This window comes from Rhizobium sp. P2_G2, from assembly GCF_056403555.1.
The window spans coordinates 1-15,950 of record NZ_JBFUFF010000125.1; the positions used below are offsets into that span (position 1 = coordinate 1).

At 56.8% G+C, this 15,950-nt stretch carries 14 protein-coding genes and 4 pseudogenes; 5 read left to right on the top strand and 13 right to left on the bottom strand.

Annotation, left to right across the window (positions count from 1 at the left end; genetic code table 11):
• Window positions 1–157: 157 nt before the first annotated feature.
• Window positions 158–328: a hypothetical protein gene (locus AC1D06_RS37600; RefSeq protein ID WP_477990733.1), complete on the bottom strand. Its 171-nt coding sequence runs from the start codon at window positions 326–328 to the stop codon at window positions 158–160.
• A gap of 287 nt (window positions 329–615) precedes the next feature.
• Here AC1D06_RS37600 and AC1D06_RS37605 point away from each other — a divergent pair.
• Window positions 616–1,053: pseudogene (locus tag AC1D06_RS37605) on the top strand (transposase); the annotation flags it as partial.
• A 112-nt stretch (window positions 1,054–1,165) separates the two neighbouring features.
• Here AC1D06_RS37605 and AC1D06_RS37610 read toward each other — a convergent pair.
• From AC1D06_RS37610 to AC1D06_RS37660, 11 genes and pseudogenes are all read right to left on the bottom strand, one after another.
• Window positions 1,166–2,158: a DUF3618 domain-containing protein gene (locus tag AC1D06_RS37610; protein ID WP_477990734.1), complete on the bottom strand. Its 993-nt coding sequence runs from the start codon at window positions 2,156–2,158 to the stop codon at window positions 1,166–1,168.
• Complete coding sequence (locus AC1D06_RS37615) at window positions 2,155–2,574, bottom strand: phage holin family protein (RefSeq protein ID WP_477884115.1); 420 nt, start codon at window positions 2,572–2,574, stop codon at window positions 2,155–2,157. Before AC1D06_RS37615 ends, AC1D06_RS37610 begins: the two co-directional genes overlap by 4 nt.
• A complete protein-coding gene (locus AC1D06_RS37620) occupies window positions 2,567–3,121 on the bottom strand; it encodes a nutrient deprivation-induced protein (RefSeq protein WP_477884113.1) in 555 nt (184 codons plus the stop codon). Before AC1D06_RS37620 ends, AC1D06_RS37615 begins: the two co-directional genes overlap by 8 nt.
• 373 nt (window positions 3,122–3,494) lie before the next feature.
• Window positions 3,495–3,827: a hypothetical protein gene (locus AC1D06_RS37625; RefSeq protein WP_477884111.1), complete on the bottom strand. Its 333-nt coding sequence runs from the start codon at window positions 3,825–3,827 to the stop codon at window positions 3,495–3,497.
• 399 nt (window positions 3,828–4,226) lie between these two features.
• Window positions 4,227–4,984: pseudogene (locus AC1D06_RS37630) on the bottom strand (IS5 family transposase).
• A 290-nt stretch (window positions 4,985–5,274) separates the two neighbouring features.
• Window positions 5,275–5,472 (bottom strand): hypothetical protein, encoded by a 198-nt coding sequence (locus tag AC1D06_RS37635; protein WP_477990735.1) that lies wholly within the window; start codon window positions 5,470–5,472, stop codon window positions 5,275–5,277.
• Between the two features lie 38 nt (window positions 5,473–5,510).
• Complete coding sequence (locus AC1D06_RS37640; protein WP_477990736.1) at window positions 5,511–6,044, bottom strand: NmrA family NAD(P)-binding protein; 534 nt, start codon at window positions 6,042–6,044, stop codon at window positions 5,511–5,513.
• Window positions 6,041–6,373 (bottom strand): YciI family protein, encoded by a 333-nt coding sequence (locus tag AC1D06_RS37645; RefSeq protein ID WP_477990737.1) that lies wholly within the window; start codon window positions 6,371–6,373, stop codon window positions 6,041–6,043. Before AC1D06_RS37645 ends, AC1D06_RS37640 begins: the two co-directional genes overlap by 4 nt.
• 72 nt (window positions 6,374–6,445) lie before the next feature.
• Window positions 6,446–6,700, bottom strand: a complete 255-nt coding sequence (locus AC1D06_RS37650) for a hypothetical protein (protein WP_477990738.1) — start codon at window positions 6,698–6,700, stop codon at window positions 6,446–6,448.
• A 9-nt stretch (window positions 6,701–6,709) separates the two neighbouring features.
• Window positions 6,710–7,396, bottom strand: a complete 687-nt coding sequence (locus tag AC1D06_RS37655; protein WP_477990739.1) for an alpha/beta fold hydrolase — start codon at window positions 7,394–7,396, stop codon at window positions 6,710–6,712.
• A 469-nt stretch (window positions 7,397–7,865) separates the two neighbouring features.
• The gene (locus AC1D06_RS37660) at window positions 7,866–8,351 is read right to left on the bottom strand and encodes a hypothetical protein (RefSeq protein ID WP_477990742.1); all 486 of its coding nucleotides are present in this window, start codon (window positions 8,349–8,351) and stop codon (window positions 7,866–7,868) included.
• A gap of 23 nt (window positions 8,352–8,374) precedes the next feature.
• Here AC1D06_RS37660 and nhaA point away from each other — a divergent pair, with 23 nt between their 5' ends.
• From nhaA to AC1D06_RS37675, 3 genes are all read left to right on the top strand, one after another.
• Window positions 8,375–9,532, top strand: coding sequence for a Na+/H+ antiporter NhaA (gene nhaA / locus AC1D06_RS37665; protein WP_477990741.1), 1,158 nt, complete (start codon window positions 8,375–8,377; stop codon window positions 9,530–9,532).
• A gap of 354 nt (window positions 9,533–9,886) precedes the next feature.
• Window positions 9,887–11,611 carry a glucan ABC transporter ATP-binding protein/ permease gene (locus tag AC1D06_RS37670; protein ID WP_477884107.1) on the top strand — a complete coding sequence of 575 codons (1,725 nt, stop codon included), beginning with the start codon at window positions 9,887–9,889 and terminating at the stop codon, window positions 11,609–11,611.
• 571 nt (window positions 11,612–12,182) lie between these two features.
• Complete coding sequence (locus AC1D06_RS37675) at window positions 12,183–14,102, top strand: ABC transporter ATP-binding protein/permease (protein WP_477990740.1); 1,920 nt, start codon at window positions 12,183–12,185, stop codon at window positions 14,100–14,102.
• A gap of 842 nt (window positions 14,103–14,944) precedes the next feature.
• Here AC1D06_RS37675 and AC1D06_RS37680 read toward each other — a convergent pair.
• A pseudogene (locus AC1D06_RS37680) lies at window positions 14,945–15,085 on the bottom strand (hypothetical protein); the annotation flags it as partial.
• Window positions 15,086–15,173: 88 nt separating this feature from the next.
• On the opposite strand from AC1D06_RS37680, the pseudogene AC1D06_RS37685 reads away from it, so the two are divergent.
• Window positions 15,174–15,937, top strand: a pseudogene (locus AC1D06_RS37685) (IS5 family transposase).
• The last annotated feature ends 13 nt before the right edge of the window (window positions 15,938–15,950 follow it).

Below are 15,950 nucleotides of genomic sequence, written 5' to 3' on the forward strand. Positions count from 1 at the left end.
GACAGGATCATGAAGCGTTAGTTCGCTCAAGCTGATCAGCCGCAAAGCGTTGAATTACCACGGCCAAATGCATTTTTTGGGCTCCCTGCTTGGGTCAGAATTCGTCTAGCAAGACGCTGTGACCGATCGAATAACCCTCTAGCTGGAAGACTTTTTCTCAGGTTCCCCACTCCAAGACAATCCGCATAGGATTTACGTCCAGCTGACACACAGCAAAAGCAGCGGCGAGCGCAGCGTATGCTTCCATAGCGTTGGTCTGAGCACGATCAATCAGTAATGCGAAATCGAAATCTTTCTCGTGAACCCGGTGCAGGCTGATGAATGCCACGCCTGCAGCCTTAATTTACCCTTCTAAAGTTGCGGCGTTCAACTGTATATCTCTTCGTTGCAAATCCACCTTAAAGAATATCCTATAATATTGCCGAAGTTATTACTGAAATCCTACAAAAGCACCGTCTATGCGATCGTGTATGGTTTCGCACAGTTGGATAGCCGGTATAAAGTAATGCTTATCCCCATGGCCAACGTCGGAGGAGTTCCGCCGCAGCCTCTCGAACGGTAATGTGGTAGTTCGCCCCAAGTGAGCGTTATCGCGTGCGCTCCTAGTCGTTCAGATCCGGCGACGCCTCGCAGGTGGAGATGTTGCTCGACCAGATCGACGACCCCATCGCCCAGTTCCCGGCCGATGACGCTTACGACGGCCACCCGACCTATGACACCGTCACGAAGCATAGCGTAGGCGCCACGGTGGTCATTCCGCCACGCGCCAATGCGGTGGGACGGGCAGACACTGATCTCTGCTGTCAGCGAGACCGACACATCGAAGCTATCAGGGCGGACGGACGGATGAAATGGCAAGCAACGACCGGTTATGGCAAGCGTTCGCTGGTCGAGACCGCCACCGGCAGATACAAATTGATCGTCTGACCTCGACTGCGAGCGCGCTCACTCGGCGCGCAACAGACGGAGGTAGCCATCGGCTGCGCCGCCCTCAATCGCATGCTGTCATGCGCGCGCCCGAAATCCGTCCGGTGCGTGACAGCTACCGAATAGACACATCCTTCAAGACTGAAATCCGTTCATTCATTGATCGATGCATCAACGCAATGGGACAACATAGCTAGGCGAGGCGCGATCGCGTGATGGACCGCGCCTCCATTTGATTTCAGGTCGCGGGGTTTTGATTCTTCGCCTCGTTCATATCCGAAAGAACGCGATCTTTGGCGGTGTCGTGAAGATCGGAGGCCACGGAGACCACCTTGCCATAGGCATCCGAAGCCAGGTTCTTGCCCTGCTCGACCATGCCTGCGGCCTGGTCAGCCACATCGGCCTTCAAAGAGTCAGCAGCCTCACCAAGGATCTCATCCTCTTTTGCTGTGTGCGGCAGGGTTGCACCAATCGCGGCACCAACGGCAAAGGCGAGAGCACCGCCGACGAGAGGCTGGTCGCGAAATTGCCGAAGGATAGTCGCAGTCAGTTGCGCCGACTGGTCTTGAAGGGAGGCCCCGACGTTCGAAGCCGAAACCGAGACTGCGCTTGTCGTTCCGCTGACCTTCTGTGCAACGGCGCCGGCCGTGTCTTTGATTTGCTGCCAGGTGTCCGAGGCCCAGCCAGTCGAAGCATCAAGCAAGGCCCCTGCATCATCCGAAATGTTGGAGAGTTGCTTGCCCGTGGCGTCTGCAAAGCCCCGATATGTCCTGCCGGTGGCGTCAATGAAGTTACCAGCGCGATTTCCAACCTCATCTGTGAGAGCTTTGAAGCGGGTGCCGGCGTCATCGACGAAATGGCTGTAGCGCTCGCCGTCAACTTCATCTGGCGGTCCAACGCGTCGTATCGCGCCTTGTGCACGATACAGAGGATACGCTTCTTCAACCGCGGGAGTCGGGCTGGCCGCGGTCGTTGTGCCCTGCTTGGCGACAAGCCACGCGAGACTCACGCCGATCAGGGCGACAGGCAAAGGATTAGCCTTCAGCGCTGTGCCAAGATTGCTGACATATTCAGCGCCGCCGCTTCCCTTGGCGTAAGCCAGCACCTCGTCAACGAGTTGGCCCGGTGACATACGTTCCTGGATGGCGTCGATGCGAGCTCCGATCCTTTGGCGATCGGCGTCGATTTCGCGCTGGATGTCGGCGGAGGATTTCTCGGACGAGGCATTCATTGAATTTTCTCCTTTACCACGTCGGCATCCCGACGAAGGGATGTTGCCGTGCGATCAAGTTTGAGGTTGGAGGCGCGCAACGCAGCTATGCCTTTCGACACGAACAACCAGGCGATCAGGCCGCTGACGACACCGACGATGAGCGCTGCCAACGCGTTGGCGCCGATCGGCGTCATTCCATTGTGGACCAAAATCAGCGCGAGCCCGCTGACCAAGGCACTGAGAAGAACGCCCAAAGCACCGATGGCGAGGGCGAGGCCAACAACCATGACTTCGACGCCGCTCAGGGCGCTTGAAATTTTCTCAGACGCCTCCGTCTTAGCGAGATCGATTTCCTTGCGCAGGAGGCCCGACACGTCGGAAACGAGGCCGCCGATCAATTCGGAAAGCGGTGGATTGTTGTTCGGATCAGCCATTGACAATACCTCCTACAGCGGACGACGATGTACTCATCTGGGTAGAGCCGACCTGGCTTGACTCTTGCGTTTTGGTCGTTTCCGGCCGTTTCGCCGACGCAGTGAAAAACCGACTGGCAGCAAGCCCCGCAAGAGCCGCCACACTCAGGAAGGCGAGGGGCTGTTTACGACCAAAATCCTCGGCCATGCCAGCGATCTCGCCGAGATCGCGGCCTTCGATATTCTTTGCGATTGCTTGAACGCTCTCGCCGATCTGTCTGGCGTAGCGCCCGATTTGGGGCTGGTCGCTCTGTTCAAGTTCCGCGCCGACCTTTTGCAGCGCCGTCGCGATGCCGCCGACCTGGCGGGCGGCAAAGCCGGTTTGCTCCGCTACCGTCTCCTGGACCTTCTGCATCGCAGTATTTGCGTCGGCCTTGACGACGTCAGTGGCAGCGCTCAAATCATCGCTGACCTTGTTTTTCAGATCGTTGAGGCCCGCCGGTCCGCTCTGGACTGCGTCGCTCAATGGGTTCGTGGCTGTGGCTGCTGTGTCAGTGGTTTCTGGCATGGATTATCTCCTGCGCTGGGCTAGCGTCTCTTAGTCTGCACGCTCAACCGCAGTGGATAGGAAATGTTCCGCTGGCCGGATTTCTCCATATGCGCTAATCGCATGGGCACGGTCACACTGTTTTGACACGGGCAGCCGTCAAAGATCGCCGACCTCTGAACCGCATCATGACGACGCAGCTTTGAGAAAAGTTAGCCGGCTTCAACCCGTGAGGCTGGGGTACTTGACTACCTTCAGAAACAGAGCATTCATGGCGCCCGTATTACCCTGAAATGGCGTCACTTCGAGGAACAGACCATCGGAGGCGCACGCCTTCGTCTGTGGGTTGATCTCGGTGCGTCAGGGCTTGATCCAGGTATCATACCATGAGTTTTTATTGATCGGCCGGTAGGTGGTGTAGCACTGCGATCCGGACGCCCGCGGCTTTGATTTTTGTGCAAATACCGAAATCGATGGGCGCCTGGCAGCGGCCGCTGGTCGTGGTCTTGAGACAGCCAGTGGGTTTGTAGCTGTCGTTAACACCGTCCGAGACGAAGAACAGCACTTTCTGCGGATCCGTCGCCGTGTAACCCTGCCCGCTCGTGCCAATCGTTGTCTTCAACTGGCCGAGCATTAGTTCGAAATCGGTCTGCTGGTCGATGTTGTAACCCTGCTTGGGAATCGACATGAGGTCGATTGTCGAAGTCTTGGTTGCGACGTCGTCCATGTCGCTCGACAGGGCAGCACATCGATATGCAAGGCGAAAGCACAAGTGTCCGACGTATTGGACTCCAGCGAGCTGATGTCTGTATCCGTGGCACCCAGCCCCATCGACGGCGAGTTGTCGAGMATCAGGTAAAAATCAACATATGTCGCCGGTATATAACTGCCGGTGGCAACGCCGGCGACGTCGATCGATTTGATGCCGATAATGTTTAGGAAGCTTGTGGGCACGGTGGCGGAAAAATTGACGTGGGAGGAAAACTTATTGCCCGCTCATAGGATGCGAACTTGGCATTGGTGTTGGCCTGGAAAAACGCCAGGGCATCGGTGTTGCCGACCGTGATGTCGCCACCAGAATTGGYCGTTGATCCTTTAGCTTTCGTAAATATGTTAGGCAGCGTCATCAATTGAGCCAGACGATTGATGCTGCCAAGTGGATTGCGCCGAGGAAGGCCGCAGCGGTTTTGTCGTAGCGCGTGGCTATAGCTCTGTAATGTTTTAGTTTTTCGAAGAAATTCTCGATGAGATGGCGGGCCTTGTAGAGCGCCTTGTCATAGTCGCGTGGCTGTTTCCGGTTCGATTTCGGCGGGATGACGGGTTCTATTTCGGCGGCTTGGAGCCGCTGGATGACCCGTTCGTCCGCATCATAGCCCTTGTCGGCGATCAGAATCTCCGCCTCGATCCCGCCGAGCAGAACGTCGGCGCCATCCAGGTCGCAGGCTTGCCCTGGCGTCAGATGAAACCCGAGCGGATTTCCCAATGCATCGCAGAGCGCGTGAACCTTTGTGCTCAAGCCGCCGCGTGAGCGGCCGATACATTCATTTTTTTCGACGAGCCTTTTGCGCCCGCCGAATGCTGATGCGCCCGCACGATCGTGCTGTCGATCATCGCGTATTCGTTGTCGGCATCCTACGCCAATACTTTGAAAATACTTTCCCAAACGCCTTTGCGGCTCCAGCGCATATGGCGTGTGTGAACGACCCGGAAATCGCCAAAGCGACAAGGCAAATCCCGCCACGGTATGCCAGCCCGGTAACGATACAAAACGGCGTCGACGAACAGCCGGTTATCACTCGCCGTCACGCCTCTGTCTGACACCTTGCCTGGCAAAAGCTGCTCGATCCGTTCCCATTGATCGTCACGAAGGGCGTAGCGGCGCATCGGCGTCAACTCCTATCAAAAGCTTACGCCCTATGAATCATTCAAATGCCGATTTGGGAATCCCTTAAATGGTGACACTGCCTAACTCGTGCTATTTCGATGGCTTACAGAGTATTACCGCAAGAACGCCGGAGCTTTGGTACGGTATCGCACAAAACACTGCCGAATATCAAGTTACAGACCGATTATTTTACTGTAGCAGGAATCAGGGCCCAAGTGCGGACTTGATCGGATGGGCGACCGGACATGGCATCGTCTTTGGCGGATATGAAGATTCTGATCCTTGACGATCAGATGCTGTAAGCACGCGCTGCTTCGTCTGAAAAGCCCTGTTGCTTGAAATTCACTTCCCAGTTGGACCGCTCGATGGACTTTATCGAAACCTCGCGGCCAACCGCATTGGCAAAGGCTGCTGCGACATCGTTGAACGAGCAGCGTTCCGGTCCCTCCACATAGCGGATGCCTGTGTCGCCGACCGGGCCTGCCAAGCGTTTCGCCGCGGCAACGCCGAGGTCGGCCGGAGCGACTATCGGTATTTGATATCCGGAGGGAACATCGTGCTGATGGTCCCCTTGCGCGCACCCTCGACAAGCATATCGAGATTGGTGAAATAATAGGCGCCACGGTTGATCGCCATTGGGATCTCAGTAGCTGCAATGGAGCGCTCGAAATTCCATAGGACAGACAGGTCGCCAACGGCATCGCCGGGCTGTGACCCATAAGTCGACTCCACGAGCACCTTTTCGAGCCCGGAGCCGCTGACCGCGTCGGCAATGCTGGATGCCGTCCGGTTTTCCTCAGCGTCCGTAACCATGTGGATCGGCACCGGAGGGTTGAGCAGAAATGCCCGCCGTCCGCATCGGAACAAGTCTCGCAGACTATGTCTGTCACCAACATCGACAACGGCGATCTCGGCGCCCTCGGATTTCAAGCGAACGGCCTTCGCTTCGTCGCGAACTACCGCGATGACGTGGTGCCGGTCGCGGAGCAGGGTTCGGGCCACGACCGATCCAATGTGACCGGACGCGCTAAGGACGACGAATGCATCATGAGCGGTCATGTCCGCTGCTCCAAGGGCCAGACTTCAACGAGCCCGTATGCAACGGCGCATGGAGTTTTTGAGACGAGTTTTATCGCCTCTTGGAGGTTGTCGGCCTCGATAAACGCGAACCCGGCAACCGGTAGGGATGCTTGCAAGAACGGCCCGTCGGTTGTCTGGACCTGCTTGCCGCCATGGTTCCTCACTTGCACCGGAGAGCCCGCGATGCCCATCTGGGCACCTCTCATCTTCAGCTTCTCGTCATGGGCATGGGCTTCGTTTCGAACTGCCGGAGTCGTGCGATTATAGCCCGCCTGGTCTCCATAGCCGATGGTTATGTAGATGGGCATCAGAGCATTCCTTTCTACCTCAGTTGAACAGTCGACATTCGGGCACTCTCAAGCCAGCGACGGCGGCGAGGTTCATGACGTCATTTCGAAGATCCAGGACAAGACCAACTCCCGCCTCGCATCAGGAGCCGGCGACCAGCCGCGGCTCAAAGCCAGGAAAGGATCTTCCAGATCGATAAAGGCAATCCGGAGAATTCCCATGTCGTCCCGGTCGTCCCTTCGGAACTGGAATTCGAAGGCCATGCCGTTGAGTTCAAGCGCGATATCGGCGTCATCGACTTCGCGGGCGACGTGATCGTTGCCGACCACTTGGGTTACCGTCCTCATAAAACCATCCTATTTTTGAACTTGCGAGATGAACTCGGTGATGAAGGGCGCCACGAGCTCGGGATGTTCTTGGTGAAATATGTGGCTGCCAAACGGGAAGATCCCGAGAGCAGCCTTCGGCAGAGCCTTCGCAAGCGCAAGCGTCTGATCACGGGAGACCAGATGATCTCTGTCACCGCACAGAATCAAGGTCGGCAGATCGATTTTGTGGAGGACGTGGAAAGGATAGTTGTCGTCTTCCATATTGATCCACATAGCTTTGACGGTGCCGAATAGTCGATCAAAATCACGTTCGGGATTAAGTTTCTCGTAGAGCGTCACCCCCGCCGGGAAACGCTCACGCCACTTGTCCGCCGTTAGAGGCCGGTAGACCTTATCGAGAAGCTCGTCAGGTGGAGGATATCCGCGGGAGGCGATGGTCACCAGACCGCAAAGCTTGACCTTGCCGCGCGCCGCAATGTGCAGCCCGGCGATCCCACCGTCGCTATGGCCAATGACAAGCGGTTCTACGAGGCGATAATCGTTGATGACGGCCTCCACGTCGCAAGCGAGCAGAGGATAGCTGAGGGGCGTGTTATCCATGGTTGAGCCGCCATGTCCGCGGCTGTCCACCATAACGCAGTCGAACTCGGCGAACAGATCGATGATCGGGTCGAAGTCTTCCAAGGAGCCGACGCCGCCGTGGAGAAACAGCAATGTCTGGCTCCCTGGCGTTCCACGACGGCATGTCCGGAGCTTTGCGTTGCCAACTTGCACAGTTCGAGTCTCCGTAGCCATTCGCATCTCCACGTCATTTCCCGTTCGAAGTGTAACGTCGGAAGGGGCGGTTGGGTTCTGACACAACCCACACACCCGCACGACCCCGGAACTGCTCGGCGTCCATACGGAATCGGAATGCCCCTTTTGCGACAGCATGTCGCACGCAGAGTAGAAGCATCCCAGGTTTTGACTGAATAAGTTAGCAGCTAAAATAAGTAAGGGGAGCCAATGCTTCTAAATTGGTGGAATAGGCATTTTGCTAGGCGCGCGGAGCATGAAGCGCTCCTCCAGGCGATGCAAAACGTGATTGACAGCCAAGCCAAGGTAATCGAGGCTCTGCGGCTAGCGACTTCAGGCGATCTGCGAGAGAGGGTAATCTTCCCGCAAAGTAACCGGGTGTTGAGTTTCAGCAGGATTTGACCCATTTTTCCATTTCGCGTCGGCCCACCAAATCCGATGTAACGAATTGTCCCCAAACAACTTTCTTCGCCCTGAGTGGATCACGGCGTAGTGGAAAAATGGTCAAACGGATCCGATAATTGACATCGATTCTTATCTGGGCGGGCGTGATCGCCGTGATCGCGCTTTCGCCCATCCTGTTCGCCGCCTTCAAACACTGATGGCCTTGTGCGTGGTCGACATGGTCTAGGGCCTCGAGAAGAACGCCGCGAACCAGATTGAGATCGCCGGCCGGCCGAGAGGCCAATCGCAGTGCGGCCAGTGTGAGGCCGGATATCGACGGAACATTGCCACCGAATGTCGCCGATCGTCGGCTGGTCATCGGCAAGGCTTTGCCTATGACTGGGTTTCCTCCAGCTTCACGGCTACAGTGATTGAAGCGTGTGCTGCGTGCGCTGCGGGATTCCCCGAAATCGACGGAGACTTCGATCAACCTCTCGCAAGGAGTGCGAACCCGTGTCTTCGACTATGTCCAAGGGCCGCATCCGGTCCACGTTCAGACGTTTCCTTGACAACGAAGCGTCTGCTGGTCTGCTTCTCATGGCCGTCGCCGCGCTGGCGATCGTGACAGCGAATTCTCCGCTCGCGGCGGCCTACTTCGAGATGTTGCACGCTCATCTGGGCCCGCTTAGCGTCCAGCACTCGATCAACGATGCCCTGATGGCGCTGTTTTTCCTTCTAAACGGCCTTGAGATCAAGCGTGAGATCGTCGACGGCCAGTTATCATCATGGCCCCGCCGTGTCCTGCCCGGAGGAGCGGCTCTCGGCGGCATGATCGTGCCAGCCCTCATCTACATCGTGTTCAATGGAAACTATCCCGCGACGGCACATGGCTGGGCCGTCCCTGCTGCGACCGATATCGCATTTGCCCTCGGCATCTTGTCGCTCCTCGGGTCGCGGGTGCCGGTCTCGCTCAAGGTCTTTCTCGCGGCGCTGGCTATCATCGACGATCTCGGGGCCGTCGTCGTCATCGCGTTCTTTTACACCTCCGGACTTGACTTGTGGGCGCTCGGCGGAGCGGGCGTCGTGTTCGTCGCGCTACTGGCCATCGGCAGGCTAAGGGTCAATCCCTTATTTCCGTACATTATGCTTGGCATTGTCCTGTGGCTCTTCGTGTTCATGTCCGGCGTGCATGCGACGATCTCGGGCGTGCTGTTGGCCCTGACCATTCCGATCAAGCGAACGCCCGGCACGCCGGAGGCATCCGAAGCGGAATCCCCTCTCCATCGGCTTGAGCATTTGCTCCACCGGCCGGTGTCCTTCGTCATCGTTCCTGTGTTCGGTTTCGCCAATGCCGGGCTATCGTTTTCCGGCGTCACCGCGGCGTCTTTCGCGGAACCGGTGACTCTGGGCGTTGGTCTCGGCCTCTTGCTCGGGAAGATGGTCGGAGTCTTCGGTTCCGTCTGGTTGATGGTGAAAACGGACGTCGCCGACCTTCCGGCATCGGCGAGTTGGGGTCAGACATTCGGCGTCGCGTTGCTCTGCGGGATCGGCTTCACCATGGCCCTGTTTGTCAGCCTGCTCGCCTTTGGCGACCGTGCGCCACAGGACCATGCCAAGCTCGGCATCCTGGCCGGTTCCGCCTTGGCAGGTTTGCAGGTTATCTTGTGCTAGCTAGCGATGAGTGGCCGACGCGCACGCCATGCTCCTGCCGCTTCAGAGAACGAGATATGACAGGACGGCGGCGAGGCCGATCAGGAACAGGATCAGCGTGGCCGCGAGGGCGGGATCGCATCTGGTGCGACATTGTGAGAGATTCGGACAAATTAGCGGGTAACTACGGGGTGATGAAAACCTGTCCGACGCCAATGACCTATCTGGTCAAATTCTTTCTTGGCATAGCCCCCCGCGCGTTCGATCAAGAACCGAACCCCGCGCCGCGATGTCACGTGATTGGCAGTCGAGGAACATTTGCTATTTCGAACCGTTCCATAGACGCTTTTCCCCTCTTGCACACGAGGCAAGTCAGTGACGCTCGTTCAGATTTATCTGAAGTCGCTCCGGCCTCTCGGTCGCTTCAAATTCCACGTGACCATGATCGTGCTCGCTAATCTGCTTCTTGCCGGGGGCGCGGTACTCGAACCTATTCTGTTCGGTCATATCATCGATGCGATTTCCCGGCGCAACCATGAACTGTCATCTCTGTTCCTATGGATCTCCTTCGCTGTCGTTAGTACTGCCTTTTACGTGCTGACGGCGCGCTCCGCGGACAGGCTCGCGCACAAGTGCCGGGCCGAAATCCTCGCCGTTTCTTTCGAAAACCTGGTCGCGATGCCAGTCACCTGGCATAACCGACGGGGCTCATCGAATGTCTTCCAAACTCTTGTTCGCGCGTGCGAGTCTCTATTCAACATCTGGTTAGAATTCATGCGTTCGCACTTGGCGACATTCGTGGCATTGGCGCTACTCATTCCAACCGCGCTGGTCACGAACCTTTGGCTGGGTCTGATCCTGCTTGCGTTGGGCTTGGTCTATTGGTGGGTCGGCAGGACGGTCATGGCGCGTACGAAAGATGGCCAGAGCGTCGTGGAGCGGCACTACCACAACGTCTTCCTGCATATGAGCGACACCATTAACAATGTCACGGTCCTTCACGCCTTCAACCGCGTCGAAGTCGAAGCCAACATTTTGCGCGGGTACATCCAGGCACTCCTCGACGCGCAATTTCCTGTGCTTGACTGGTGGGCCATAGCCTCCGTTTTCAATCGGATGGCGGCGACGATTTCGATGACGGCAATCCTGCTCACAGGTGTGAGATTGGTCCATAGCGGCGAACTCTCTGTCGGCGAGATCGTCACGTTCATCGGGTTCGCGACAATGATGATTGCGCGTCTCGATCAAGTCCGGGCCTTCGCGGCCCAAACGTTCGAAGCGAGCGCGAAGCTCGAAGAGTTCATCGGCCTTCAATATGAAGCCGAGACGCTGCGCAGTGCTGACAACGGACCTGCCATCCATCGCGTCAGGGGCCGAGTCGAGTTCCGAGACGTATCGTTCCAATACGAAGACGGTAGCTGGGGAGCCAGAGGCCTCTCTTTTGTGGCCGAACCTGGTCAAACGATTGCGATTGTCGGCCCGACGGGCGCCGGTAAGACAACGGTCGTCAACCTCCTGCAGCGCATATACGACCCTGTCGCGGGCATGATATTGATCGACGGCGTCGATATCGCCACTGTTTCGCGCGCCTCGATCCGCGATCATGTCTCGGTGGTCATGCAGGACGCAGGCCTGCTCAATCGATCAATCGCACAAAACATTCGTTTGGGGCGAGACGACGCATCGCTTGACGATGTACGGGTGGCCGCCGCCGCTGCGGCGGCCGACGACTTCATCCGCCGGCGTCCAGAAGGTTACGACGCCGTCGTAGGAGATCGCGGCGGCAAACTCTCAGGGGGCGAGCGCCAGCGGATCGCGATCGCACGCGCCATCCTCAAGGCGGCGCCAATCCTGGTGCTGGACGAGGCAACGTCGGCGCTCGATGTCGAAACAGAGGCGTTGGTCAAGGACGCGTTGGATCATATGACCAATGACCGAACGACTTTCATCATTGCGCACCGGCTGTCCACTGTGCGCGATGCGGACCTCGTCCTCGTTCTTAACGAGGGCAGGATCGTCGAGTCTGGCAGCTATCAAACTTTGCAACGTTCCAGCGGTCAGTTTTCACGGCTGCTGGAAGCGTCGGGCATCGCCGCCTGAACAAAACCCGCTGCTTCAAGGTAGGTCGTCTTATGTCGAGCACGAAAGCTTCAACCGAAATTTTTCGGGTTGTGCGAGCAGTTCATAGCCCTGCGCTCTATTGGGCCGATGGCGCGGCGGTGGCCAGCACTCTCGGGACTTACTTGCGTAAATTCAATCGAACTTGATATAACGCAAAGACAGCCATCCTTTGGCAAGGGATGATTAGCTATGTCCTTTTTGATCCGGCCGACACCTCGTAACGTGGCGTAGGTATGATGGCGGATGTCATATTCGGGTGGAACTGCGCGTGAACAGACGCCCCCAATAGAAGAAGGAATGCTGGATCGCCACGGTTTGAAGCGCCAGCGATGCGATCTCGAAAATCGACCGGCAAGGTTGATGGCGGAGACTGTGTCAGGCAAGGGCAAGCTTAGAAAAGCATATTCGACAATACTCTTCGGTCGCGACCGCGTGCGCCAGCAGGTAAATCAGCACCTCTGCCCGCGCGTCGGAAGCTTGAGGTTTTTCGACGCATACCCGGTGGCAGATAATCGACTGTTGGACAGTTGTGTCGACAGGGGGAGACTTGATGAAATCAGGCGCGGATAAGTGGGATTTGCATCCAGAAGATCGGAAACGAAAAAGCCTGGCTAGGCCAACCCCAGTTTCATCGATGCAGACCTTTTGGGGGTTGCTGTGCGCCTACTGGCGTTCCGGCAATCGTTGGGAAGCCTGGGGATTGACGGCAGTTATCGTCCTGCTCACCGCCCTGTCGTCGATCGCAAGCGTCTGGTTTGCCGAGGCGTCCGGACAGCTTGTCAGTGCAATTGCCTCTCTTCAAAACCCGGTACATCCGAGCACACCCGCAATTATTCTAGCGACTGCGGCGACGCTCTCGGCAATCGTCGTGACGAAAGAAATCGGGTTCACGTCGCTGCGCCACTTTTTCTCCACAACGCTGCACCGCAAATGGCGTGCATGGCTCGACCGGCGCTTCAACGACGCGCTGCTCGACAGCAATCACACCCATTTGCATTTGCAGCACGGAGCGGCAGACGCCATCACCGCCTCCGCCCAAGCGCCTGATAACATCGACCAGCGCATCCAGGAGTCCATCAAGGGGATGGCCGGAGGCGCCATCGGCCTTGCCATGGGGATTGCAGGCGTCCTGTTGTCGCTTCTCTTCGTCGGCGGCAAAATCATGGAGACATCAACACCGGTCAGCGGACTGGACAGGCTTGGAAATTACGGCAGTGCCTGCCTTACGGTCGCGGCTGTCATTGTCTATGTGCCGATCAGCACCCTTCTTGCCGTCAAGCTCGGTGCGATGCTGCAGACCCTGAATGTCAAGATGCAGTCGGCGGAGGGGAGCTATCGTCGAGCCTTGACGACACTCTTCCATCGCAGTTTCCATGTGGCCGCCACGAACGGAGAGCGCGCGCAGAGAGATATTCACCGACAGCTTTATGTCGACATCGACCGCAACTGGGCCGGCCTTAACGTGCTGAGCGCGAGCTATATGGGCTTCCAACTTGTCTACAGCTTCATGGGCTCACGCATCGTTGCGTATGCGCCGGGTTTCTTGCCCTATGTCCACGGCAGCATCAATTTTCAGGAATATGTCACCGGTGCCGAGCTTGCCAATGCGATCATCAGTGATTTTTCCTGGTTCATCCAGGTCATGCCGGATATTGCTCAATTAAGGGCGAATGCCCTACGCATAACCGGCCTTGCAACCTCAATCGAGGACGTGCAGCAGCCTTGCAACTTCTATTCCCGCAGCGGGCGCTCCGAATTTTGTTATGAAAATCAGGACCCCGGATTCGGCCTGACGATCCGAAACCTGCAGCTGATGCATCCAGGTAATGACGAGGCATTTCTTGAAGCGGGTCACCTGCATGTCGAACGCGGTGAATGGGCACTCCTGGTCGGCGTGTCTGGCAGCGGCAAATCGTCCATGCTCAAGGCAATCAACGGGCTCTGGCCGCATGGCTGCGGAACTGTCGTGCTGCCTCAGGAAGAGCGTGTCTACTACGCGGCGCAGGACGTGAAATTGCCCCCGCTATCGCTGAAGGAACTCGTCTGCCTGCCGGAGCAAGCGTATGGCTATCCGGACGCCGAAGTCATTGCAGCTCTGTCAGAAGCAGGTCTCGCTGAATTCGCCATCGATCTTGCAGCCGACGGACGGGCCAATCAGAGCTGGGACCTCCTGCTTTCCGGCGGCCAGAAGCAAAAGCTCGTTCTGGCGCGCATTCTGCTGATGCGGCCAGGGCTGCTGCTGCTGGACGAATCGACCAGTGCCCTCGACAATCAGGCTGTCATCGCTTTTCACGAGGCAGTAAGGAATATTTGCCCGGGCATTACCGTCGTCAGCGTCATGCACGGCACACCCCCCCCGAAATCGCCCAGAAATGGAGAATTCTTCCGCAGCGTGCTTTCCATCGAAGATGGCATAGTCACCAAATCGCCGCTGAGCGATGAGTCGGTGAGGCCGGTCCAGGCCGCCTGAGCAAGCGCGCGAGCGGGCGAGTCGTGGCACGTTTGATTTCGTGCAAGGCCAGGACAATCTCGAATAAATGCCTGATAAGTGCTGCTTAAAAACAAAGATAAAATTCAAATTCCCATCAGCGTCGATTTCTTCCAATCGACAGTTCCACCAAATGCGGTGCGAGCGATAGAGCGACGAAAGGTAACCGCTCCAACGCGAATCGTAGAAAGTCGGCTGCAACCTTTTTGGGAATCAAAACCTCAGCAGATTCGGCCAAAAGTTACTTCTGCCAGAGTAAGTTTTTGATCGATTCTCCGACCCTGAGATGCTGACGACGTTCCTGATAACAATAAATCCAGCTCGCGCTTGTTGCTTCCGAATTGTTCGATCAGGCGCTTTGCTTGATGTCTACTTACTGCGAAGCGCTCTACTATGTAGTTGGCGCATTCTTGAGATCCGCTCTGGGCTGATGATGACGTTCTCATAGCCGACGCCTTTGGTACAAAACCGAATGAAGTAATTGTTCGTTCCAAAACTACGATGCGACTCATTTTGTCTGGGAATTCCGTGGCCCGTCATGAGTGAAACCCTCTTGCCGTACCACGGGACCGTAAACAGCGAAAATCTCTACGGACCTCAATCGGAGCCGCTGCGATCCAAGTGTGTCAGCCCTAGCCGGATGAAGAAGGAGAAACGGTATCGACCGGCGGCGCGACGCGTAGCGCACCTAAAGCATATTGGCTAGCCGATCGGCTGGCGTGGAGTTTTTACCCAGTTTAACTCTACGGATCGGCTATTCTGCTTGGACTGCGTGCTCCAGCCACGAACCCCTGACACGTACGCATAAATCGCCGCGACGCACGTTATGCGAAACCGGATTGCGACTTCGAGCGATCTTTAGCGGGACCGCTGTGGTTGACAAGGTTGTAGGCGCTGTTGACCATCGCCAAGTGCGAAAAGGCCTGCGGGAAATTGCCGACCTGGCGCCCCGAGCTGATGTCAAATTCTTCGGCTAGGCCGTAAACTCATAAACGGGCTTCCCCTTTGGGTTTGACGGTGATTCAAGGCTGCCATTGATTTGGGAGCCTAATGATGACCCGTCGCCGCCATGAGCTGACTGATTTGGAATGGAATATTATCGCGCCTTTGTTGCCGAATAAGCCTCGTGGTGTTCCACGGGTAGATGATCGTCGCACCATCAATGGGATTTTGTGGCGGTTCCGCACCGGTTCGCCGTGGGCGGATGTTCCGGAGCGCTACGGCCCATCAACGACATGCTACAACCGCTTTGTCAGATGGCGCAAAGCCGGTGTCTGGGATCGGATTTTGGCCGATATTTCAAAAGCCTTTGATAGCGACATCATCATGATCGATTCATCTTGCGTCCGAGTGCATCAGCATGGTGCAACGGCAAAAAAGGGGGGTCTGATGATGGCTGCATGGGACGTTCCCGCGGCGGGCTGACGACCAAGATCCATGCTGTCGTCGATGCCGAAGGCCGTCCCGTCGCTCTTGAATTGACCGCCGGGCAGACGCACGACAGCAAGATGGCACTGCCGATGCTGAGCGTTATGCGCGAGGGCACGATCATCCTTGGTGACAAAGCTTACGATACCAATGCATTGCGTGCACAAGCCAAGGAAAAGAAGGCCTGGGCCAATATCCCAGCCAAAAGCAATCGCAAGGACAGCTTTTCCTTCAGCCGATGGGTCTATCGGCAAAGAAATCTCGTCGAACGCTTCTTCAATAAGCTCAAACAATATCGAGCTATGGCAACACGTTACGACAAGAACCCAGCCAATTTCCTTGCCGCCGCCAAAATCATTGCTACCCGCATCTGGATCAACGCGTTATGAGTCTACGGCCTAG

What these genes read in the sequence shown, in the direction of transcription:
- AC1D06_RS37645 (WP_477990737.1), bottom strand. Translation starts at nt 6,373, where the DNA reads ATGCCCATCTACATAACCATCGGCTATGGAGACCAGGCGGGCTATAAT.
- AC1D06_RS37650 (WP_477990738.1), bottom strand. Translation starts at nt 6,700, where the DNA reads ATGAGGACGGTAACCCAAGTGGTCGGCAACGATCACGTCGCCCGCGAA.
- AC1D06_RS37640 (WP_477990736.1), bottom strand. Translation starts at nt 6,044, where the DNA reads ATGACCGCTCATGATGCATTCGTCGTCCTTAGCGCGTCCGGTCACATT.
- AC1D06_RS37615 (WP_477884115.1), bottom strand. Translation starts at nt 2,574, where the DNA reads ATGGCTGATCCGAACAACAATCCACCGCTTTCCGAATTGATCGGCGGC.
- AC1D06_RS37610 (WP_477990734.1), bottom strand. Translation starts at nt 2,158, where the DNA reads ATGAATGCCTCGTCCGAGAAATCCTCCGCCGACATCCAGCGCGAAATC.
- AC1D06_RS37675 (WP_477990740.1), top strand. Translation starts at nt 12,183, where the DNA reads ATGAAATCAGGCGCGGATAAGTGGGATTTGCATCCAGAAGATCGGAAA.
- AC1D06_RS37625 (WP_477884111.1), bottom strand. Translation starts at nt 3,827, where the DNA reads ATGGACGACGTCGCAACCAAGACTTCGACAATCGACCTCATGTCGATT.
- AC1D06_RS37620 (WP_477884113.1), bottom strand. Translation starts at nt 3,121, where the DNA reads ATGCCAGAAACCACTGACACAGCAGCCACAGCCACGAACCCATTGAGC.